Genomic DNA, 24,091 nt, shown 5'->3' on the forward strand with positions numbered 1-24,091 from the left:
TTTGTGGCCATCCGGCTCCTGTGCGCCGACGTTTCCAACCAGCAGCTGCCCGTGTGCCCGGGGGGGCTCCGATAAAGGCCCGCGAAAGCCGCTCCACGGGGCGGCGGCCAAGCGCGCGCGGATAGCGCCGACGGCGAAACGGGAAGGTAGCGCAATGCGGGTGAGCCCCTCATCGATGCCGGGTTTGCTGCAGAAGCTGGCCGACCGGCGACCCGATGCGGCGGCGTCCACGTACGTCGGCCCCGAGCGGTGCCCGGCGAGGTTTGCTGCGCGGGTCCACCGGCGGGGTGTGGTGGCATGACGTCCAGCATCCGGAGCGAAGCCGACCTTCGTCACTGGCTGGTCGACTATCTGGTGACGAATATCGGCCGCACGCCGGACGAGGTCGACCCCGAACTGTCGCTGTCCGACCTTGGCGTGAGCTCTCGCGAGTCGGTCGTGTTGTCCGGTGAATTGTCGGAGTTGCTGGGGAGGAAGGTGTCTCCGGTCGAATTCTGGGAGCACCCGACGATCAACGCGCTGGCCGCCTACCTCACCGCGCCCACGCCCGACCCCGAGGCCGACGCCGACGGCAAGCGCCCGGCGCAGAACTCGCTCGACGAACCGATCGCCGTCATCGGGATGGGATGCCGCTTCCCCGGGGGCATCTCGGGACCGGAAGCGTTCTGGCGGTTCCTGGTCGGCCGCGGATGCTCGATCTCGGAGGTGCCGGACGAAAGGTGGCGGCCGTTCGAAAACGGCTCGCCCGAGGTGGCGGCGGCCTTGGCCCGCACCACGCGGTGGGGCTCGTTCCTGCCCGACGTCGACGCCTTCGACGCGGAATTCTTCGAGATCTCTCCCAGTGAAGCGAACAAGATGGACCCCCAGCAGCGTCTGCTGCTGGAAGTGGCCTGGGAAGCCTTGGAGCACGCCGGCATTCCGCCGAGCTCGCTGCGCCGGTCGCAGACCGGGGTGTTCGCGGGGGCGTGCTCGAGCGAATACGGCGCCATCGCCTCCGGCGATCTGTGCCAGTTCGACGCCTGGAACAACACCGGCGGCGCGATGAGCATCATCGCCAACCGCCTCTCCTACTTCCTCGACCTGCGGGGCCCGTCGGTGGCGGTGGACACCGCCTGTTCGTCGTCGCTGGTGGCCATCCATCTGGCCTGCCAAAGCCTGCGCACCCAGGATTCGCATCTGGCCATCGCCGCCGGGGTGAACGTGTTGTTGACCCCGGCGGTATTTCACGGGTTCGATCACGCCGGCGCGTTGTCGCCGACCGGCAAGTGCCGGGCGTTCGACGCCGCCGCCGACGGGTTCGTCCGCGGCGAGGGCGCCGGCGTGGTGGTGCTCAAGCGGTTGACCGACGCCCAACGCGACGGCGACCCCGTCCTCGCGGTGATCTGCGGCTCAGCCGTCAATCAGGATGGCCGGTCCAACGGACTGATGGCCCCCAACCCGGCGGCGCAAATGGCGGTGCTGCGCGCCGCCTACACCAACGCGGGGATGCAGCCGAACGAGGTCGACTACGTCGAAACCCACGGCACCGGAACGCTGTTGGGCGATCCGATCGAAGCGCGCGCGCTGGGCACGGTGCTGGGCCGCGGCCGCCCCGCGGACTCTCCCCTGCTTCTCGGCGCGGTCAAGACGAACATCGGCCACACCGAGGCGGCGGCCGGGATCGCGGGCTTCATCAAGACGGTGCTGGCGTTGCAGCGCGGCCAGATTCCGCCGAATCAGCGCTTCGAAAGCCCGAACCCGCACATTCCGTTCGCCGACTTGCGGATGAAAGTTGTTGACAACCAAGCTGACTGGCCGCAGACGCGGCACCCACGCCGGGCCGGGGTGTCCTCATTCGGATTCGGCGGAACCAATGCGCATGTGGTGCTCGAGCAGGGCCAGGAGGTCGCACCGGCGCCGCGGCCGACGCCCGATCCGGGCATCTCGACGTTGATCGTGGCGGGCAAGACCCCGCAACGGGTGGCCGCGACGGCGACGGCGCTGGCCGAGTGGATGGAAGGCGCCGGGGCCGAGGTGGCCCTGGCCGAGGTGGCGCACACGCTCAACCATCACCGGGCGCGGCAGTCCAAGTTCGGCACGGTGGTCGCCCGCGATCGCGCGCAGGCGGTCGCCGGGTTGCGTGCCTTGGCGGCCGGCCAGCACTCCCCCGGGGTGGTCGGCCCGCAGGAAAGCGAGGAAGCGGGACCGGGAACGGTGTTCGTCTACTCGGGCCGCGGCTCGCAGTGGGCCGGCATGGGTCGCCAATTGCTGGCCGACGAGCCCGCTTTCGCCGCGGCCGTCGCCGAGTTGGAGCCGGTCTTCGTCGAGCAGGCCGGGTTCTCGCTGCACGACGTGCTGGCCACCGGCAAGGAACTGGTCGGGATCGAGCAGATCCAGCTCGGCCTGATCGGCATGCAGCTGACGCTGACCGCGTTGTGGCGCTCCTACGGCGTGCAGCCCGACGTGGTGATCGGGCACTCGATGGGCGAGGTGGCCGCCGCGGTGGTGGCCGGGGCACTGACGCCCGCCGAGGGACTGCGGGTGACCGCAACCCGCTCGCGGCTGATGGCGCCGCTGTCCGGGCAGGGCGGAATGGCCCTGCTCGGATTGGACGTGGCCGCGACCGAGGCGTTGATCGCCGAATACCCGCAAGTGACGTTGGGCATCTACAACTCGCCGCGCCAGACCGTGATCTCCGGACCCACCGGGCAGATCGACGAGTTGATCGCCCGGGTGCGTGGCCAGAACCGGTTCGCCAGCCGGGTCAATATCGAAGTGGCACCGCATAATCCGGCGATGGACGCGCTGCAGCCGGCGATGCGCGCGGAGCTGGCCGACCTGGTTCCGCAGCCACCGACCATCCCGATCATCTCCACCACCTACGAAGACCTCGACACCCGCGCGGTGTTCGACGCCGAGCACTGGGCCACCAACATGCGCAACCCGGTTCGCTTCCAGCAGGCCATCGCTCATGCCGGAAGCCCAGCCGGTGGGCCCTATCACACCTTCATCGAAATCAGTGCGCATCCCCTGCTGACCCAGGCCATCAGCGAGACCATGCAGATCGCCCAGCACGGAAGCAAGTACACGAGCGTCGGCACGTTGCAGCGCAACGCCGACGACACCATCGCGTTCCGCACCAGCCTCAACACGGTGCGGACCACCCGGCCGCCGCAGACGCCGCATCCGCCGGAGCCGCACATCCAGATCCCCACCACCCCGTGGCATCACACCCGCCACTGGATCGACACCGCGGCGATCTCCTGGCAAGCGCCAAAGTCCCCACACCACAACGGTTCCGCGCCGGGCCCGCTCGATGACTGGTCATACCAGCTGTCCTGGCCGGCGATGCCTTTCCCGGACGCCACGCCGGACGCCGCGGCCCCGGGCCGCTGGTTGGTGCTCGGCGATTCCGACCTCGCGACCCAACTGGGCGCGGACGCGTTGGCCACGGATGCCGCCCCGGCGGAACTGGCCGAGGCGCTCGGCGGCGTCGACCAGGTGGTGTTCGCGCCGACGGTGGCCGGCGATTGCTTCGATGCCGAGTCGGGCTATCGGCTGTTCCACCAGCTGCGCCGCCTCGCCGCGACCATGGTCACCGGCGACTCGCCGGCCAAGCTGATCGTGGTGACCCGCAACGCCCAACCCGTCTTCGACGGCGATCGCGCCCACCCCACCCACGGCCTGCTGTGGGGCCTGGGCCGCACCCTGGCCCTCGAACATCCCGAAATCTGGGGCGGCATCGTCGATTTCGACGCCTCGGTGCCGGCTCGGCTGGTGGCCGGCCAGCTGCTCGAGGAAGCCAACAACACCGACGGCGAGGACCAGGTCGTCTATCGGCGCGGCACGCGCCGGGTGGCCCGGCTGCACCGGCGTCCGCTGCCGGCCGCGTCGCCGGTCACGCTGGACGCCGACACCAGCCAGCTTGTCATCGGAGCGACCGGAAACATCGGACCGCACCTGATCCGTCAGCTCGCACGCATGGGCGCCAAGACCATCGTCGCGGTGTCCCGCAACCCGGGCTCGCGCCTGCACGAACTGACGCAAAGCCTTGCCGCGGCGGGCACAAACCTCGTCACGGCGGCCGCCGATGCCACCGACGAAGCCGCGATGGGCGCGCTGCTCGACCGGTTCGGTCGCGACCTGCCGCCGCTGCAGGGAATCTACCTGGCGGCCTTTGCCGGCCAGCCGGTCCTGCTCAGCGAGATGACCGACGACGACGTGCGCGCGATGTTCGCACCCAAAGTCGACGCCGCCGCGCTGCTGCACCGGCTGTCGTTGACCACGGCGGCAACCTCGCTGCGCCACTTCGTCTTGTTCTCCTCCATCTCCGGGCTGACCGGTTCACGCTGGCTCGGCCACTACGCCGCCACCAGTGGGTACCTGGACGCGCTGGCGTATGCCCGGCGCGTCATGGGATTGCCGGCCACCACGGTCAACTGGGGATTGTGGAAATCGCTGGCCGACGCCGACGAGGCCAGTCACGTCAGCGTGGGATCCGGGTTGCTGCCCATGGACGACGAGGTCGCCATCGGCGCGCTGCCGTACGTGATGAGCCCGGCGGCCGGAGTGCATTCCGTTGTGGTGCAAGCGGATTGGCCGCTGCTGGCGGATGCCTACCGGGCCCGCGGATCGCTGCACATCGTCGACGACCTGCTGCCGGTGCCCGGCGAGACGACGCTGCCGGAAAGCGAATTCCGCATCGCGTTGCGCGCGTGCCAGCCGGAGCGCAGGCACGCCATGCTGTTCGACCAGGTCGCCAGGCTGGCCGTCAAGGCCATGGGGCTACCCGCGGGCGAGTCGCTGGATCCCTCGACCGGCTTCTTCCAGCTCGGCATGGACTCGCTGATGAGCGCGATGCTGCGGCGGGCGTTGTCGGACGACCTCGGTGAGGCGCTGCCGGTATCCGTGGTGTTCGATTACCCGACCGTCTACGGCCTCACCGACTATCTGGCCACCGTGCTGCCCGAGCTCGTCGAGGCGGGCAGCACCGATACCGAAGCCGTCGCCGACGCCTACGACGACCTCGACGAGGATGCGTTGCTAGAAGAACTTTCGGAAAGACTACGAGGCTCTTGATGACTGCCCCCACACCGGACCGCCGGGCGATCATCACCGAGGCGCTGCACAAAATCGATGATCTCACCGCGCGGCTGGAAATCGCCGAGAAGGCCGGCACCGAGCCGATCGCGGTGGTCGGCATGGGCTGCCGGCTGCCCGGCGGGGTGGACAGCCCCGAGAAGTTCTGGGAGTTGTTGAGCGACGGGCGAAGTGGCATCGTGCCGGTCCCCGCCGAGCGGTGGGACGCCGATGCCCTCTACACCGAGGACCACACCGTTCCGGGAACGATCTGCAACCGCGAGGGCGGCTTCCTCTCGGGCTGGGAGCCGCAGGAGTTCGACGCGGAGTTCTTCGCGATACCGCCGCGCGAGGCGGCGGCGATGGACCCGCAACAGCGGCTGTTCCTCGAGGTGGCCTGGGAGGCGTTGGAGGACGCGGGAATCCCGCCGCACACCCTCGGCGGCACCCAGACCTCCGTCTTCGTCGGGGTCACCGCCTACGACTACATGCTGAACCTGTCCGGCGCGGTGCGGCCCGACGAGCTGGACGCCTATGTGCTGACCGGAAACTCGGCGAACTTCGCCGCCGGCCGCACGGCGTACCTGCTCGGCGCCCGCGGTCCGGCGGTGGTGCTGGACACGGCGTGCTCCTCGTCGCTGGTGGCGATCCACCTGGCCTGCCAGAGCCTGCGCTGGCGCGAAAGCGACACGGCGCTGGTCGGTGGGACCAACCTGCTGCTGTCCCCCGGGACGTCCATCGCGTGCTCGCGGTGGGGAATGCTGTCGCCGGACGGCCAGTGCAAAACCTTCGACGCCGACGCCGACGGCTACGTGCGCAGCGAGGGCGCGGGTGTCGTGGTGCTCAAGCGGCTGTCCGACGCGCAGAAAGACGGCAACCGCATCCTGGCCGTGGTGCGCGGTTCGGCGGTCAACCAGGACGGCGCCAGCAGCGGTGTGACGGTGCCCAACGGCCCGGCGCAGCAGGCGCTGCTTCGCCAGGCGCTGTCGACGGCGAAGCTGACGCCGGCCGACATCGACTACATCGAGGCGCACGGAACGGGCACCCCGCTGGGTGACCCGATCGAACTCGACTCACTGAGCAAGGTTTTCGGCGACCGGGAGGGCCGGGCGCCGCTGGTGCTCGGCGCGGTGAAGACCAACCTCGGCCACCTGGAGGCGGCCGCCGGGATCGCCGGATTCATGAAGACCGTGCTGGCCGTCGGGCGCGGCCGCATCCCGAAGAACCTGAACTTCAACGAGCTCACTCCCCGTGCCGGTGAAGGCGTTTCGCGCCTGAGGATCGCCGCCGAGGACATGGAATGGCCGGCGACCGGGCAGCCGCGCCGCGCCGGGGTGTCGTCGTTCGGTGTGAGCGGGACGAACGCGCATGTGGTGATCGAGCAGGCGCCGCAACCGGAGCCCGCGCCGCGGCGGGAACCCGATCCCGCGGTGTCGACCCTGGTGGTGTCGGGCAAGTCGGCGCGGCGGGTGGCCGCGACGGCGTCGGCACTGGCCGACTGGATGGACGGCCCCGGCGCCGGCGTGCCGCTGGCCGATGTGGCGCACACGCTCAACCACCACCGGGCCCGGCAGCCCAAATTCGCCACCGTGGCCGCCGTCGACCGCGACCAGGCCGTGGCGGGCCTGCGCGCGCTGGCCGCCGGCGAGCCCGCCCCGGGCGTGGTGGGCTGCCCCGAGGCTCCCGTCGGACCCGGCACGGTCTTCGTCTACTCGGGCCGCGGATCGCAGTGGGCCGGCATGGGGCGCCGGCTGCTGGCCGACGAGCCCGCCTTCGCCGCCGCGGTCACCGAACTCGAGCCGACATTCGTTGCCGAGGCCGGGTTTTCGCTGCACGACGTGATCGCCGGCGGCAAGGAACTGGTCGGCATCGAGCAGATCCAGCTGGGTGTGATCGGCATGCAGCTGGCGCTCACCGCGCTGTGGCGCTCCCACGGGATCACCCCCGATCTGGTCATCGGCCATTCCATGGGCGAGGTGGCGGCCGCGGTGGTGGCCGGCGCGCTGACGCCCGCCGAGGGGCTGCGGATCACCGCGATCCGGTCGCGGCTGATGGCCCCGTTGTCGGGGCAGGGCACCATGGCCATGCTCGAACTCGACGCCGCCGCCACCGAGGAGCTGATCGCCGACTACCCACAGGTCACCCTGGGGATCTATGCCTCACCACGCCAGACGGTCATCTCGGGACCCACCGAGCAGATCGACACCATCATCACCAAGGTGCGCGCGCAGGACCGCCTCGCCGGCCGGGTCAACATCGAAGTGGCCCCGCATAACCCGGCCATGGACCCGCTGCAGCCCCTGATGCGCTCGGAACTGGCCGATCTCACCCCGCGGCCGCCGACCATCCCGATCATCTCCACCACCTACGCGGATCTCGACGCTCGCCCGGTCTTCGACGCCGAACACTGGGCCACCAACATGCGCAACCCGGTCCGCTTCCAGCAGGCCATCGCCCATGCCTTCAGCCAAGCCGGTGGGCCCTGCCACACCTTCATCGAAATCAGCCCGCACCCGCTGCTGACCCACGCCATCGGCGAAACGCTGGCCGCCACTGACGGTTCCGGCCACCTCAGCATCGGCACGCTGCAACGCGATGGGCACGACACCCTGACCTTCCGCACCAACCTCAACGCCGCGCACACCATCCGGCCACCCGAAACCCCGCACGCCTGCGGCCCACACCCGGTGCTGCCGACCACCCCCTGGCAGCACGCGCCGCACTGGTTCTCCCCCAGCACCTCCGCTCACCACGCGCCAAACACCCACCCGCTGTTGGGCTCCGGGGTCACCGACCCGACCAGCGGCACCCGGATCTGGGAAGCCGAGCTCAGCCCCGGGCTGCTGTGGCTGGGCGATCACGTGATCGACGATCTGTGCGTGCTGCCCGGTGCGGCCTACGCCGAGGTCGCGCTGGCCGCGGCGGCGGACGCGTTCGGCGGAGCAGAAGGCTCCGAAGACCAGCGGTGGATGATCCGCGAGCTGAGCCTGCATCAGATGCTGCAGGTGGCCGAGGGCACGGTTCTGGTCACGACGCTCAGCGGCAACGAGCGGACCTGTCAGATCGAAATGCGCACGCACAGCGCTGCTTCCGGATGGGTCAAGCATGCCACCGCCACGGTGGCGCGCGAGACGTCACCGGGCGCTCAGGCGGCCGAGGACACCAATGGTGTTGGGGCCGAGCTCAACCCGGACGATCTGTATCAGCGGCTGCGCGACGCCGGACAACAGCACGGACCGGCGTTCCGCGGGATCACCGGCCTGCGCGTCACGCAGTCCGGTGCCGCCCGCGCGGAGGTGTGCCTCCCCTCGTCGGCCAAGGCGGGTTCCCGCAACTTCGCGCTGCATCCGGTGATGATGGACATCGCGGTGCAGGCACTCGGCGCCACCCGGGCCGCGACCGACCTGGCCGGCGGCCAGAGCGCCCGCCAGACTCTGGTGCTGCCAATACGTTTCGCGGGCGTCCACGTGTACGGCGACGCGGCCGAGGGCGTTTGTTCGATCGGCACGCTGACCGCGACCGACAGCCCGGACCGGATGCTGGGCCACGTCGTGCTGACCGATGCGCAGGGCCAGCCGCTGCTCGTCATCGATGAGGTCGAGATGGCGGTACTCGGGGCGGCACGCGGCGCATCCGAACTCGACGGCCGGCTGTTCGCCCTCGCGTGGGAGCCCGCACCGCTAGACACACCGGCCGCGAGCGTCGGCGGCGTGTTGGTGATCGGCGAGCCCGACGCGGGCGACCCGCTGCTCCCCGCGCTGCAATCGTCGCTGAGCGACGGCGCCGCAGCGGTCGAGGTGGTGTCGCCGACCGACACGGCGAGGCTGCGCGCGTCGATCGCCCGGACCGATATCGGGTGGGACAGCATCGTGGTGCTCTGCCCGCCGCAGGCCGTCGACGAGTCGCTGCCCGAATCGGCCCAACTCGATCTGGCGCTGTCGCGCACGCTGCTGATCGCGGAGATCGCCAAGGCGGTGACGCGCAGGGGCGCCCGCAACAGCCCGCGGCTGTGGATCGTCACCCGCGGCGCCCAGCAGGTCGAGGCCGGCGAACGAGTCACGTTGGCCCAGAACGGGCTTCGCGGCATCGCGCGGGTGCTGACATTCGAGCATCCGGAGCTGAAGGCCACGACCGTCGACATCGACGCCGACGGCGCCGGCTCGCTTGCCGCGCTGACGAGCGAGTTGCTGGCCGGCGCCGACGCCGACGAGATCGCGTTGCGCGACGGGCGGCGGTACCTGAGCCGGCTGTTGCCGGCGCCCACCACGCCGGCCGGTGAGCTCGCCGGGGAATCCCGTCACACCGTCGTGGATCTCGACGCCGGCGGGGCGGTGCGGCTGCGGATCGACGAGCCCGGACGCCTGGACGCGCTGCGCGTGCACGCGGTGAAGCGGACCCCGCCGGGGGCCGATCAGGTCGAGGTTCGCATCGCCGCCGCGGGCCTCAACTTCAGCGACGTGCTCAAGGCGATGGGCATCTACCCCACCCTCGACGGCGCCCCGCCCATCATCGGTGGCGAATGCGCCGGCGTCGTCACGGCCGTCGGCAGCGACGTGGATTCCGTTCAGGTCGGGCAGCGCGTGATCGCCATCGGCCCGGGCGCTTTCGGCACCCACATGACGACGGTGGCCGACCTGGTCACCCCGATCCCCGGCACACTGCCGGACGCCGAGGCCGCCGCGTTCGGCATCGCGTACCTGACCGCCTGGCACTCGCTGTGCGAGGTCGGACGGCTGGCCCCCGGCGAACGGGTGCTCATCCATTCCGCGACCGGCGGCGTCGGCATGGCAGCGATGGCGATCGCCACGATGATCGGCGCCCGCATCTACACCACGGCCGGTTCGGACGCCAAGCGCGAGATGCTCGCCGGGCTCGGCGTCGAGTACGTCGGCGATTCGCGAACCGTGGACTTCGCCGACGAAATCCTCGAGGCCACCGACGGTTACGGCGTGGACGTCATCCTCAATTCGCTTCCCGACGAGGCTATTCAGCGTGGAGTCAAGATCCTCGCCCCCGGCGGCCGGTTCATCGAGCTGGGCAAGAAGGACGTCTACGCCAACGCCAACCTGGGATTGGCCGCACTGACCAAAAGCGCGTCCTTCTCGGTCGTCGACCTCGACCTGAATCTGAAGCTGCAGCCGGCCCGGTACCGCACGATGCTGACCGAGATCCTCGGGCACGTCGCCGACGGCACCCTGCGGGTGCTTCCCGTCACCACGTTCACCCTCGAGAACGCGGCGGACGCCTTTGCCCTGATGGCATCCGGCCGGCACACCGGCAAGATCGCCGTGTCGATACCGGCGCACGGCACCATCGAAGCGCTGGCGGCGCCGCCGCCGCAGCCACTGGTGAGCCCGGACGGCGGCTACCTCATCGTCGGCGGCATGGGCGGCCTCGGCTTCGTCGTCGCGCAGTGGCTCGTGCGGCAGGGTGCGGGATTGGTTGTCCTGAACGGGCGTTCGGCTCCCGGCGCTGACGTGGCCGCGGAAGTGGCGGAACTGAATGCCGCGGGCCACCGGGTCGAGGTGGTCACCGGCGACATCGCCGAGCCCGGCACGGCCGATCGGCTCGTCCACGCGGTCGAAGACGCGGGCTTCCGGGTGGCCGGGGTTCTGCACAGCGCGATGGTTCTCGACGACGAGACCGTGCTCAACATCTCGGATTCGGCCGCGCGGCGCGTGTTCGCCCCGAAAGTCACCGGCGGCTGGCGGCTGCATAAGGCCACCGCGCACCTGGACGTCGACTGGTGGCTCACCTTCTCGTCGGCCTCCTCGCTGCTCGGTACGCCCGGGCAGGGAACCTACGCCGCCGCCAACTCGTGGGTCGACGGCCTGGTCGCCCACCGACGCTCCCGTGGGCTTCCCGCCGTCGGAATCAACTGGGGCCCATGGGCGGAGGTGGGCCGCGCCCAGTTCTTCGCCGACCTCGGCGTCTCGCTGATCACCGTCGAGCAGGGTCTGGCGGCGATGCAGCTGGTGCTCTCGGCCGACCGGGGCCGCACCGGTGTGATACACCTCGACGCCCGGCAGTGGTTCCAATCCTTCCCCGCCGCCGGGGGTTCGTCGTTGTTCGCGAAGCTGCATGACTCGACGAAACTGGAGCGGCGCGGCGGCGGCGCGATCCGGGCGGAACTGGACGCCTTGGAAGGTGAAGCCGCCGCCGAGCGCCCGGGCCGGCTGGCGGCCGCGATCGCCGACGAAATCCGGGCGGTGCTGCGCTCGACCGAACCGATCGACCACGATCGGCCCATGGAGTCGCTCGGCCTGGACTCGCTGATGGCGCTCGAACTGCGGAACAGGCTGGAAGCGAGCCTGGGCACGACGCTGCCGGCCGCGCTGGTCTGGGCATACCCGACGATCCACGATCTCGCCGCTGCCATGTGTGAACGCCTGGGCTATGCAACGCTTTCCGAGGCCGGGCAGGCGCCCGACGCGGAGGCCGAGCTATCCGACGAGGAAATGGAATTGCTGTCCGACCTCGTTGCGGCGAGCGAACTGGAGACGGCAACTGGGGGCAGTGAGTAATGACGAGTCTTGCCGAACGCGCGGCACAGATGTCACCCAAGGCGCGCGAGGTGCTCGCGCGTGAGCTCGTCCGCGCGGGCACGGTTTTCCCGACCGAGGTCGCCGAACCCATAGCGGTGATCGGGATCGGCTGCCGGCTGCCCGGGAAAGTGACCGGGCCGGAAAGCTTTTGGCAGCTGCTGGTCGACGGCCGCGACGCCGTCGGCGACGTGCCACCCGACCGGTGGGACGGGGACGCGTTCTACGACCCCGATCCACAGGCACCGGGGCGGATGACGACCAAGTGGGGGGGTTTTCTCGACGACGTCGCCGGGTTCGATGCCGACTTCTTCGGCATCACCCCGCGCGAAGCGGTGGCGATGGACCCCCAGCAGCGGATCCTGCTCGAGGTCGCCTGGGAGGCGCTCGAACACGCCGGCGTCGCGCCGGATTCGCTGAGCGGCAGCCGGACCTCCGCGATCATGGGGGTGTCGGCGTGGGACTACACGATCCTCAACCTCGAACGCAACACCGAGATCGACGCCTACATGAGCACCGGAAATCCGCACAGCGCCGCGGTGGGGCGCATCTCCTACCTGTTGGGCCTTCGTGGCCCGGCGGTGGCCGTGGACACCGCGTGTTCGTCGTCGTTGGTGGCCATCCATCTGGCCTGCCAAAACCTGAGGCTGCGGGAAAGCGACGTGGCCCTGGCCGGTGGCGTGCACCTCTCGCTGTCACCGTTCACCAGCATCGCGTTGTCCAAGTGGTCGGCCCTGTCGCCGACGGGCCGGTGCAAGACCTTCGACGCCCTGGCCGACGGGTTCGTGCGCGGCGAGGGCTGCGGGGTGGTGGTGCTCAAGCGGTTGGCCGACGCCCTGGCCGACGGCGATCGGGTGCTGGGTGTGGTCCGCGGTTCGGCGATCAATCAGGACGGCCGGTCCAACGGCATGACCGCCCCGAACGCGGCCGCGCAGCGTGACGTCATCGCCGCCGCGCTGCGGATGGCCGACGCCCCCGCGGACAGCGTGCACTACATCGAAACCCACGGCACCGGAACCATTCTGGGCGACCCGATCGAGTTCGAGGCGCTCGCGGCCACCTACGGCGGCGGTGCGGGCCGCTGCGCGCTGGGCTCGGTCAAGACCAACATCGGGCACCTGGAGGCTTCGGCCGGCGTCACCGGATTCATCAAGGCGATCCTGTCGGTGAATCGGTCCTACATCCCGCCCAATCTGCACTTCACCCGGTGGAATCCGGCCATCGACGCGTCGTCGACGCGCCTGTTCGTGCCGACCGAGGGCACCGCGTGGCCCGCCGACGGCCCCCGCCGCGCGGCCGTGTCGTCCTTCGGCCTCAGCGGGACCAACGCCCACGTGGTGATCGAGCAGGCGCCCGACCCGGCGCCGGCGGCACCGCCCGCCGCGGCACCGGTGTTCACGCTGGTGGTGTCGGGCAAGACGCCGCGGCGGCTGGCGTCGACGGCCGCCGCGCTGGCCGACTGGCTCGCCGGCCCCGGGGCCGCGGTGCCGCTGGCCGACACCGTGCACACCCTGAACCACCGACGGGCCCGCCACACCTGGCTGGGCACCGTCGTCGCACGCGACCACGCCGCCGCGGCGGCGGGCCTGCGCGCGTTGGCCACCGGCACCCCGGCGCCCGGCGTGCTGGGCCCCACGGAAACCATCAAGGCCGGCCCCGGCACGGTGTTCGTCTACTCCGGCCAGGGCGCGCAATGGGCCGGCATGGGCCGCCGGCTGTTGGCCGACGAACCCGCCTTCGCCGCCGCCGTCGCCGAGCTGGAACCCGAATTCGTTGCGCAGACCGGATTTTCGCTGCGTCAGACCCTGGCCGACGGCAGTCCGGTCACCGGCATCGACAGGATCCAGCCCCTGCTGGTGGCCATCCAGCTGGCGCTGACCGCGCTGTGGCGCCACTACGGCGTGACGCCCGACGCGGTCATCGGGCACTCCATGGGCGAGGTGTCCGCGGCGGTGGTGTCCGGCGCGCTGACCCCCGCCGAAGGCCTGCGGGTGATCGCCACCCGTTCCAAGCTGATGGCGCGGCTGTCCGGCCAGGGCGCGATGGCCCTGCTCGAACTCGACGCCCCCGCCGTCGAGGCGCTGATCACCGACCACCCGGACGTCACGCTCGCCGTACACGCCTCACCGAGCCAATCGGTGATCGCGGGCCCACCCGACCAGGTGGACGCGGTGATCGCCGAGCTGGCCGCCCGCAATCTGCTCGCCCGGCGCATCGAGGTCGACGTGGCCTCCCATCACCCGATCATCGACCCGATACTGCCGCAACTGCGTTCGGCCCTGGCCGATCTGGCGCCCAAGGCGCCGACCATTCCGATGATCACCACCACGATGGAGTGCCCCGCACCGCTCCTGGACGCCGACTACTGGGCGGCCAACCTGCGCAACCCGGTGCGTTTCCACCAGGCCATCACCCACGCCCGCAGCGGCGCCGACGCGCCCCACCACACCTTCATCGAGATCAGCCCGCACCCATTGCTGACTCATGCGATCGACGACACCCTGGGCGAGGCCGGCGCACACACCCTCGGCACCCTGCAGCGCGACACCGACGACACCGTCACCTTCCACGCGCAGCTCGCCGCCGTGGGACACGCGGACACCACCGAAGGTCGACTGGCCGACGTCCCGGTCACCCCGTGGGAGCACACCCACTACTGGATCGCCGACCGATCGGGGGTGGCGAATTCCGTTGCCGCCCACCCGTTGCTCGGCGTGCACATCGAAGTTCCGTCCAGCCGGGACCACGTCTGGCAGGCCGATGTCGGCACCGCGGTGTCCCCCTGGCTCGCCGACCACAAGGTGTTCGGCCAGGCGACCATGCCCGGCGCCGGCTTCGCCGAAATCGCCTTGGCCGCGGCCAGCGAGGCGTTGGGCGTGCCGGCCCACGCGGTGTCGGTCAACCAGCTCGAAGTCGAGCGGATGCTCACCCTGAACGACCACACGCAGCTGACCACCCAGCTGACCCGCGGCGCCGACGACAAGATCCGGATCGAAATCTATTCCCGCTCAACCGGCAACGACTGGACCCGGCATGCTTCTGCCAAAGTGGAAGCCAAGGCCGAGGTGCGGACGCCGGAGACCGTCGAAGCGTCCGCCGAACGGCCCGCACCCACCGGCGCCGGCGAGACCGCCGTCAGCCCGGCGGAGGTGTACGCCGCGCTGCGGCAGGCCGGTCAATTCCACGGCCCCGCGTTCGCCGCCTTGACGGCGATCCACCGGCTGCCCGGCGGTGCCGTCGAGACCGAGATCGTCCTTCCCGACGAGTCGCCGTGGCACAGCGGCTTTCGGCTCCATCCGGTCCTGCTGGACGCGGCCCTGCAGAGCCTGGCGGCCGCGATACCCGACGACGAACTCGCCGGATCCGCCGAAGCCAGCTATCTCCCGGTGTCCTTCGAGTCGGTGCGGGTGTACGGCAACCCCGGCCGGCGGGCCCGCTGCCGGGCCCAGCTGTCCGGCCTCGACGATGGCGGCGCGGGAAAGCTCGGCAGAATCGTGTTGACCGATGACGCCGGGACCGTGACGGCGGAGATCAGCGACATCTATGTGCGGCGCGTCGAACGGCGCAGCGTGCCACTTCCCCTGTCGCAGAAGATCTTCGACACCGACTGGGTTTCCCGGCCCGTTGCCGCCGGCCAGACCGGGGCCCCCGGCAGCTGGCTCGTGCTCACCGACCGGCAAACAGCCCCGCCCTTGGAAGAGGCCGACCGGTTCGTCGCGGGGTGGCGGTCACCGGCAAACCGGGTGGTCACCGCCGACCTGCACGACGAGTCCGCCGTGCTCGCCGCATTCGCCGAAGCCGCGGACGATCCGGAACGCCCACCGGTCGGCGTCGTCATCTTCGCCGCGGCCAACCCGGACGTCACCGGCGCCGGCATCGACCGGGCACGGGAATCGGCCTGGGCGGTCTCCACGGTCGTTCGCGCGATCGTCGGCGGCTGGCACGGCCGGTCACCGCGGCTGTGGCTGGTCACCAGGGGCGGGCTCGCGCTGCACGGCGAAGCCGGCCAGCCCGGGATAGGCGCCCTGAAAGGTTTGGTGCGGGTGTTGGCCTACGAGCACCCCGAGCTGCGCACCACGCTGGTCGACCTCGACGTCGCCGCCGAGCCGGTGGCCGCGCTGAACGCCGAACTGCGAGCGCCGGTTTCGGACGTCATCGACGACGTGGTCGCCTGGCGCGGCGGGCAGCGATACGCCGAGCGGCTGACCCGGGCCACCCTCGACGAGCCGGCCCGCGAGGCCGTCCGCGCTGGAGCGTCCTACATCGTCACCGGCGGCCTCGGCGGCCTCGGGTTGGTGGTCGCGCGCTGGCTGGCGGACAGCGGCGCGGGCCGCATCGTCCTCAACGGCCGCAGCGAACCCTCGGCCGAGCAGCGCGCCGTGTTGGCCGAACTGGAGCGCACCACCGAAATCGTCGTGGTCTCCGGCGATGTCGCTTCGGAGGGCGTGGCGGACTCGCTGGTCGCGGCCGCCGGCCCGGCGAACCTGCGCGGCGTCCTGCACGCGGCGGCGGTACTCGACGACAGCTTGGTGTTCTCCATGACCAAGGACAGCATGGAGCGCGTGTGGGCGCCCAAGGTGATCGGCGCCCTGCGGATGCACGAAGCCAGCATCGGATGCGAATTGGACTGGTGGCTTGGATTTTCCTCCACCTCGTCCCTGCTGGGCGGTCCGGGACAGGCCTCCTACGCATGCGCGAGCGCCTGGCTGGACGCCCTGATCGATTGGCGCCGGGCCTCGGGACTGCCGGCGGCGGTGATCAATTGGGGGCCGTGGGCCGAGGTCGGCCTGGCCCGCACCTTGACCGGCGGGCCGCTGGATCCCATCACCCCGGCCGAGGGTGTCGCGGCGCTGGAGCCATTGCTGGCCGCCGGTCGCGGCCACACCGGCGTCGCCCGGCTGCGTCCCGACCGGGCGCTGATCGCGTTCCCCGAGATCCGCAACCTCGGCTACTTCGCCGGCGTGGTCGCGGAACTCGACGCCGCCGGTGACGGCGGCGACTGGGCCGGACCCGAGGCGCTGCGCGGCCTCGATCCCGGCGAGGCGGAATCGGCGATCGCCAACCGGCTGCACGCGCGCATCACGGCGGTCATGGGCTACGCGGAACGATCGGCCGTCGACGCGGATCTGCCACTGGTCGAGTTGGGCATGGATTCCCTTATGGCGGTGCGTATCCGCAACTCCGCACGGGCGGATTTCGGCGCCGAGCCGCCGGTCGCGCTGCTGCTGCAAGGCGCGACCCTCAACGATCTCACGGCCGAGCTGCTACGCCAGCTCGGGCTAACCGGGGAAGCGCAGGCGCACCAGCAGGAAGGCGCTGTTCGCGACCGGGCACAACAGCGCGCGGCGGCGCGCCAACAAGCCGCACAGCGGCGGAAGCGAGGACGCTAGTCATGAGCACGAACGCGGGGTCTTACCCGGAGGCTCTGCCGGACAACGCAATCGCGGTGGTCGGCATGGCCGGTCGATTCCCGGGCGCCAACAACGTTTCGGATTTCTGGGACAACCTTCGGCGCGGCGAGGAGTCGATCGTCACCCTTTCCGAGGAAGACCTCAGGGCCGCGGGCATCAGCGATGAGGTGCTGGCGAATCCCGGGTATGTGCGGCGGGCGCCGGTGGTCGACGGATTCGACGAGTTCGACGCCGAGTTCTTCGGGTTCCCACCGCAGCTGGCCCGGAAGCTGGATCCGCAACACCGGTTGTTCCTGCAGTGCGCATGGCACGCGCTCGAGGACGCCGGCTGTGACCCCGCGCGGTTCGACGGCTCGATCGGCGTGTTCGGAACCAGCTCCCCCAGCGGCTATCTGATGCACAACCTGGCGTCGCACCACGGCCACGGCGCCTTCATGGCAACGGGACTCGACTTCGAGCAGTTCAACCTGTTCCTCCAGAACGACAAGGACTTTTTGGCGACGCGGGTATCGCATCAATTCGATCTGCGCGGGCCGAGCATTTCGGTTCAGACCGCGTGCTCGTCGTCGCTGGTTGCCATCCACTTGGCTTGCCAGAGCCTGCTGTCGGGGGAATGCGACATGGCGCTCGCCGGAGGGTCATCGCTGGCAATCCCGCACCGCGTCGGTTACTGGAACTCGCCGGGAGCGATGGTGTCGGCGGCCGGCCACTGCCGACCCTTCGACGTGCGGGCCGATGGCACCGTCTTCGGCAGCGGCGCGGCGATTGTGGCACTCAAGCCCCTGCAGGCCGCCATCGACGCCGGGGACCGGATTCACGCCGTCATCCGCGGGTCGGCGATCAACAACGACGGATCCATGAAAATGGGATACGCGGCCCCGAATCCGGCCGCGCAGGCCGACGTCATCGCGGAAGCCCACGCGGTGGCGGGCATCGACGCCTCGACCGTGAGTTATGTCGAGACGCATGGAACCGGCACGGCGCTGGGCGATCCCATCGAAGTCCAGGGCCTGAAGTCCGCGTTCGCCGTGTCTCAAATGACCCGTGTGGCTCCTTGTGTTCTGGGGTCCGTCAAGTCGAACATCGGCCACCTGGAGGTGGCGGCCGGCGTGGTGAGTCTGATCAAGGCCGTTCTGTGCTTGAAGCACAAGGCCATCCCGGCGACGCTGCACTTCACCAGCCCCAACCCGGAACTGCATCTCGACGAAACCCCGTTCACCGTGCAAAGCGAATACGGCCCCTGGGAATGGGACGGCGCGCTCAGGGCCGGCGTCAGTTCGTTCGGGGTGGGCGGAACCAACGTGCACGTCGTCTTAGAAGAAGCACCCGTGGAGGCACCGCCGGTCCCGACGGCCGCCAAGCCCGACGGTCCCCACGTGCTGCTGCTGTCCGCAAGAACCGCGGCGGCGCTTGAGGAATCGCGCGCCACCCTGGCCGCGACGCTGGCCGGCCCGGACGGCCCGGACCTGGCGGACGCCGCCTTCACCCTCTCCGGTCGCCGCAAGCACGGCATCGCCATGGCGGCCGTGGTTCACGACCGCGAGCACGCGGCGAAGGTGTTGCGGGCCGCCGAGCACGACAACGTTTTCGTCGGGGAGTCCGTTAGCCACGGTGACGCCGACGAATCGGCGCCCACCCGAGTCGTTTTCATGTTTCCCGGGCAAGGCGCCCAGCACGTCGGGATGGCCCGGGGGCTGTACGACACCGAGCCCGTCTTCGCCGAACACTTCGACACCTGCGTCGCGGGATTCCGCGACGCGATGGGTATCGACCTGAAGGCGGAGATATTCGGCGATTCCACAACGGATTTGGAACGCATCGACCGTTCCCAGCCCGCGCTGTTCACGGTGGAATACGCGCTGGCGAAATTGGTCGACACCTATGGCGTGCGCGCCGGCGCGTATGTCGGATACAGCACCGGCGAATACGTCGCGGCCACCCTGGCCGGAATATTCGACCTCGAGACGGCGATCAAGACGGTGGCCCTGCGCGCCCGCCTGATGCATGAATCCCCGCCGGGCGCCATGGTGGCGGTGGCGCTGGGCGCCGACGAGATCGCGCAGTACCTTTCGCCGGGAGTCGAGCTGTCCGCGGTCAACGACCCCGGCAACTGCGTCGTCGCCGGGCCCAGGGACCAGATTCGGGCGTTCAGCCAGCGTCTCGGCGAGCATGGGATCGTCGCCCGGCGGGTCCGCGCCACGCACGCATTCCATACCAGCTCAATGAATCCCATGCTGGCCGAATTTCAGGAGTTCCTGTCGCGTCAGGAACTGCGCGCTCCGCACACACCGCTGCTCAGCAACCTGACCGGAACCTGGATGTCGGATGCGCAGGCGACCGATCCGGCCAGCTGGGCGCAGCAGATCAGCGCGACGGTCAGGTTCGCCGACGAACTCGGCGTGGTCTTGGCCGACCCGGACCGGGTCCTTGTCGAAATGGGCCCGGGCGGCAGCCTGACCGGCTCGGCGCTCCGTCACCCGAAGTGGTCGGGCAGGCACCGCGCCGTGCGGCTCATGCGTCACCCGGTACAGAACATCGACGACCGGGACGCCTTCTTGCTCGGCCTTGGCCAACTGTGGGCGGCGGACGTGGCGGTGGACTTCTCACCGCTGACCGGATCGGCGACCAGCATCGTCAGCCTGCCCGGCTATCCCTTTGCCCGCGAACGGCATTGGATCGACCCGAAACCCACGGTGTGGGCGGAGGCGCCGGCGGACGCCGACGGTCCTGCCACCGACGGCGACGCCGTTTCCGCCGCGCCGGTCAACGGTCAATCGGCCACCGAGGCGACGCTGCATCGGATCTGGACGCAGTGCTTGGGCGTCGCCACCCTGGACCGAAACGCCAATTTCTTTGAGATGGGCGGCGATTCCCTCATCGCGATCGGCATTTCGACGAGCGCCAACAACGCCGGCTTGGGCGTCACTCCCCAGCATCTGTACGAACACCCGACCGTGGCCGGCCTGGCGGCCGCCCTCGACGCCGAGTTCACCGGCGTGGGGCTGACGGAACCACCGGGCGCCGAGGCGCATTTGCCGGTGCCCGCGAACATCGCCGGCTTCTTCGAACACGGCGTCAGCGAGACCGGCCGCTGGCGCGTCCCGCTGATCTTCCGCCTCGCCCCCGGCGTCACCGTCGAGGACGTCCGGTCCGTGCTCACGGCGCTGGCAAACCACCACGACGCGTTGCGACTTCAGTTCGTCGACCGCGCGGGAACGTGGGAGCAGCGCATCACCGCACCCCAGGAATTCCAGCGCCTGTCCTCGCGAACGCTTCCCGACGACGTGGCCGCCGAGCCCGCCGCGCGGCGCGCGGCGGTCCTGGACGTGGTGGCCGAACTGGTGGCCCAGGACGATCTGACCGCGTCGTTCACCGCGGCCTATGTCGCCGGCGGCCAACACGGCTCCTACCTGATCTTGTCCGCGCACGAGATCATCGCGGACAACGCCTCGCGCGAGATCCTGCTCCTCGACCTCTTCACCGCGTTCACCCAACAACTCGCGGGCGAGGAGATCCTGCTGCCCCCGACCGGCGCCACATGGCGCGATTGGTCGCTGCGATCCGGGACCCTGGCCACACATCCGGCGGTGCTGGACACCTGCGACTTCTGGCTGCGGAACTCGAGTGCGGCGACGCTGCGGCTCAGCGATCGCGAGATCACCGGCCAACCGCGCTTCAGCGACCTGGTGCGGCTGCCATCGGCTCTCACCGTCGACGAGACCGCCGGACTCGACGACGTGCGCCGCAGGCTAAACGTGTCGATGGAGGAAGTCCTGCTGGCCGCGCTGAGCCGAACGATCGCCGAAACCGTCGGCGACGGCGTGGTTTCGGTCGACCTGGAGGGCGCCGGGCGTTCGGTGCTGAGGCCGGACGTCGATCTGCGCAGAACCGTCGGCCGGTTCACCACGGTCTATCCGGCGGCGCTGCAGTGCGCGCCGGACGGCGCCCTGACCGACCTGCTGTCCGCCGCGCGCGACACGGTCAAATCCGTTCCGCATTACGGGGTCGGATACGGGCTGCTGCGCTACGTCTATGCGCCCACCGCGCGGCTGCTGGCCGCGCTGGGCGCCCCGGACATCCACCTGCGGTACATCGGCATGATCCCGCAGCCGCCGGCCGTTGACGCGCCGGTCCAGCTCGACTCCGATGCCGCAACGCCGGTGCGCGAGGCGATTCCCGGCCTGGGCCACGCGATCGAACTTCGGGTGTGCCGGCATTCCGGGGTGCTGCATTTCGACTGGTGGTATGACGCCCGCCGCGTCCCGGGCGCGCGCGCCGAAGCGCTCGCGCAGCGATTCCCGGTGGCGCTGCGCGCGCTGGTCCGCGACGCCAACGACGCCATCCCCGACGGCGGCGACGTCGGCTCGCAACCCGTGGAACTGGCCCTGGTGGATTTGTCGGACGCGTGACAAGGGTTGAGGGACTCTCAATGAGCAAGGCACAGCGAAACTTTGAGAAGGCCGTCGTCGTCGATAAGGTGCGCAAGACCTTCGGCGATTTTGTGGCCCTCCATGAGGTCAGCTTTGACGTCGGCCGCGGCGAGGTGCTGGGTCTGCTCGGGCCCAACGGGGCGGGCAAGACCACGCTCGTGGACATCCTGTCGACCCTGAGCCGCCCCGACGCGGGCCGGGCGGTGGTCGCCGGCTACGACGTGGTGTCCGAGGCGCCCGGCGTGCGCCGGTCGATCATGCTCACCGGCCAGCAGGTGGCGCTCGACGACACGCTGACGGGCCTGGAAAACCTGGTCATGTTCGGTCGGCTCTACGGCCTGAAAAAGGCGGCCGCCCGCGGCCGCGCCAGGGAACTCATCGAGGAATTCGATCTGGTGTATGCCGCCGATCGTCGCGTCAAGACATACTCCGGCGGAATGCGTCGACGGATCGACATCGCGTGCGGCCTGGTGGTTCAGCCCCAGGTGGTCTTCCTGGACGAGCCGACCACCGGTCTGGATCCACGTAGCAGGCAAAGCATTTGGGACCTGGTGAGTCATTTCAAGGATCGCGGCATCGCCACCCTGCTGACCACCCAATACCTCGAGGAAGCCGACGCGATGGCCGATCGGATCATCGTCATCGACCATGGGCGGGTCATCGCCGAGGGAACGGCCGACGAGCTCAAGGCCCGCACGGGCGGCAGCTACTGCGAGATCGTTCCGCTCGATCTCAACGATCTGCCCGCGATCGCCGAGACGCTCGGTTCGCTGTTGCCGGAGAAGAACCGGGCCAACCTGACACCCGAATCCGATCGAATCGCCATGCCGGCCCCGGATGGCGCCCGCACGCTCCTCGAGGCCGTCGGGCGGCTCGCCGCCGCCAACATCCCCCTGGCCGACGTCGCGCTGCGGCGCCCGTCGCTGGACGACGTATTCCTTGCGTTGACCGAGGATTCTCCGCGGCCGCGTACCCCGGTTGCGGAGGCGGTCAGTTGACCGCCCTGGGCGTCGCGCGACCCCGCCCGTCGATGCGCACCCAGTGGTGGGTGCTCACCAACCGCTTCATCGCGCCGACCCTGCGCAACGGCGAGCTCGCCATCACCATCGCGGCCTCGGTGGTGTTCACGGCCGGCTTCTACATCCCGTTGCACGAGATCATGGGCGCCGCCACCAGGGGCGTCTCCAGCAGCTACGCGCAGTACCTGATGCCGCTGATCGCGCTGGAGGCCATCACGTTCGCCGCCATGTCGACGGCGTTTCGGGCGGCGACGGACTCGGTGCAGGGCATCAACCGCCGGTTCCGGTCCATGCCGATCGCGCCGTTTACGCCGGTGGTCGCCCGCATCTCGGCCGCGGTGTACCGGTGTGTGGTGTCGTTGACGGTGGCCGTGATCTCGGGCTACACCATCGGATTCCGATTTCGCGGCTCGGCCGCGGACGCCGTCGGCTTTTGCGTGCTGGTGCTCGCGTTCGGGGCGTTGTTGTCCTTCGCGGCGGACCTGATGGGCACCGGAAGCCGCAACCCGGCGGCCATGGCACCCTTGCTGACCCTGCCGCCGTTGATCTTCGGGCTGCTGTCCGTCGGTGTTCAACCGGTGCAGCAGTTTCCGCACTGGGTCCAGCCGTTCGTTCGCCACCAGCCGATCTCGCGGCTGGTCGACGCCCTGCATGCCCTGGCCGGCGACAAGGCCCCGTTCAATGCGGCGGTCACCTGGTCGTCCATGGCGCCGACGCTGGCCTGGCTGGGCGGATTGGCCGTCCTGCTGGCACCGGCGTCGGTGATCGTCTTGTCGAGGCGGGCATGATGACCCTGGTGTACGAGGAAACCGCGCGTCCGCAGGCCGACCACCGCTTGGCCGAGAATTCCGTGCGGGTGCTGGTGCCGCAGACCCTGGTGCAGACACGGCGGATCCTGCTGAAGTGGGCACGCGACCTCACCGCGATCATCATGGTGACGGTGTTGCCGGTCATGTTCCTGGTGACGATGAACATCGTTTTGGGCCATGCGGTTTCACGGGTCGCCGGGTATAGCGGGCTGTACAACACGGTTCCGATGAACGTGCTCGCCGCCGCGGTCAACGGGGCGGCGGTCGGCGCGATCGGCCTGATCGGGGAGCGCGACGACGGGCTGCTGCGCCGGCTGTGGGTGCTGCCCATCCACCGTGCGTCCGGCGTCTGTTCGCGGGTCGTCGCCGAGACAGTCCGGATCATGATCACGACGGTGGTCGTGCTGGCCGCGGGGATGATCCTGGGTTTCCGCTTCAAGCAGGGCGTCCTTCCGATCCTGGTGTGGCTGACCATTCCGGTGTTGTTCGGCCTGGCCTTCTCGACCCTCATCACCACGATCGCGTGGTACGCCTCGAAAAACTTTCTGCTCGAGGCGATCACGCTCGTGCACCTCCTCGCGATCCTGTTCTCGACCGGGTTTTTGCCCGTGAACCAATTTCCGAAGTGGATACAGCCGGTGGTCGCGCACCAGCCGATCAGCTACGCGATCGACACGATGCGCGGATTGTCGCTGGGCGGCCCGGTGCGAGCGCCGATGATCGGCACGCTGCTGTGGATCGCCGGCATCACCGCGGTCTGCATCGCACCGACGCTCTCGGGCTATCGCCGGGCCAGCACGCGCAGATAAGGGGAGTGTCAGG

At 69.9% G+C, this 24,091-nt stretch carries 7 protein-coding genes; all 7 read left to right on the plus strand.

Features of this window, described 5'->3' with window-relative positions; translation table 11 throughout:
* The first annotated feature begins 297 nt into the window (after window positions 1–297).
* From G6N25_RS02190 to G6N25_RS02220, 7 genes are read left to right on the plus strand one after another with little or no spacing between them, the layout of a single operon-like run.
* Complete coding sequence (locus tag G6N25_RS02190; protein WP_083074600.1) at window positions 298–5,058, plus strand: type I polyketide synthase; 4,761 nt, start codon at window positions 298–300, stop codon at window positions 5,056–5,058.
* On the plus strand, window positions 5,058–11,582 hold the full coding sequence (locus tag G6N25_RS02195; protein ID WP_083074599.1) for a type I polyketide synthase: 6,525 nt from the start codon (window positions 5,058–5,060) through the stop codon (window positions 11,580–11,582). The genes G6N25_RS02190 and G6N25_RS02195 overlap by 1 nt, the downstream gene beginning before the upstream one ends.
* Window positions 11,582–16,990, plus strand: a complete 5,409-nt coding sequence (locus G6N25_RS02200) for a type I polyketide synthase (RefSeq protein ID WP_083074598.1) — start codon at window positions 11,582–11,584, stop codon at window positions 16,988–16,990. The genes G6N25_RS02195 and G6N25_RS02200 overlap by 1 nt, the downstream gene beginning before the upstream one ends.
* Window positions 16,991–16,992: 2 nt before the next feature.
* Window positions 16,993–21,420, plus strand: a complete 4,428-nt coding sequence (locus G6N25_RS02205; protein WP_083074597.1) for a type I polyketide synthase — start codon at window positions 16,993–16,995, stop codon at window positions 21,418–21,420.
* 20 nt (window positions 21,421–21,440) lie between these two features.
* The gene (locus tag G6N25_RS02210) at window positions 21,441–22,439 is read left to right on the plus strand and encodes an ATP-binding cassette domain-containing protein (RefSeq protein ID WP_083074596.1); all 999 of its coding nucleotides are present in this window, start codon (window positions 21,441–21,443) and stop codon (window positions 22,437–22,439) included.
* A gap of 32 nt (window positions 22,440–22,471) precedes the next feature.
* Entirely contained in the window at window positions 22,472–23,248 is a 777-nt protein-coding gene (locus G6N25_RS02215; RefSeq protein ID WP_083074595.1) for an ABC transporter permease, read from the plus strand.
* On the plus strand, window positions 23,248–24,078 hold the full coding sequence (locus G6N25_RS02220) for an ABC transporter permease (protein ID WP_232065676.1): 831 nt from the start codon (window positions 23,248–23,250) through the stop codon (window positions 24,076–24,078). Before G6N25_RS02215 ends, G6N25_RS02220 begins: the two co-directional genes overlap by 1 nt.
* Window positions 24,079–24,091 lie beyond the last annotated feature (13 nt).

The sequence above is a fragment of the Mycobacterium heidelbergense genome, assembly GCF_010730745.1.
GTDB lineage: Bacteria > Actinomycetota > Actinomycetes > Mycobacteriales > Mycobacteriaceae > Mycobacterium > Mycobacterium heidelbergense.

Excerpts from the sequence above, each read along its gene's own strand:
- G6N25_RS02190 (WP_083074600.1), top strand. The coding sequence starts at position 298 with ATGACGTCCAGCATCCGGAGCGAAGCCGACCTTCGTCACTGGCTGGTC.
- G6N25_RS02215 (WP_083074595.1), top strand. The coding sequence starts at position 22,472 with ATGCGCACCCAGTGGTGGGTGCTCACCAACCGCTTCATCGCGCCGACC.
- G6N25_RS02210 (WP_083074596.1), top strand. The coding sequence starts at position 21,441 with ATGAGCAAGGCACAGCGAAACTTTGAGAAGGCCGTCGTCGTCGATAAG.
- G6N25_RS02200 (WP_083074598.1), top strand. The coding sequence starts at position 11,582 with ATGACGAGTCTTGCCGAACGCGCGGCACAGATGTCACCCAAGGCGCGC.
- G6N25_RS02205 (WP_083074597.1), top strand. The coding sequence starts at position 16,993 with ATGAGCACGAACGCGGGGTCTTACCCGGAGGCTCTGCCGGACAACGCA.
- G6N25_RS02220 (WP_232065676.1), top strand. The coding sequence starts at position 23,248 with ATGACCCTGGTGTACGAGGAAACCGCGCGTCCGCAGGCCGACCACCGC.
- G6N25_RS02195 (WP_083074599.1), top strand. The coding sequence starts at position 5,058 with ATGACTGCCCCCACACCGGACCGCCGGGCGATCATCACCGAGGCGCTG.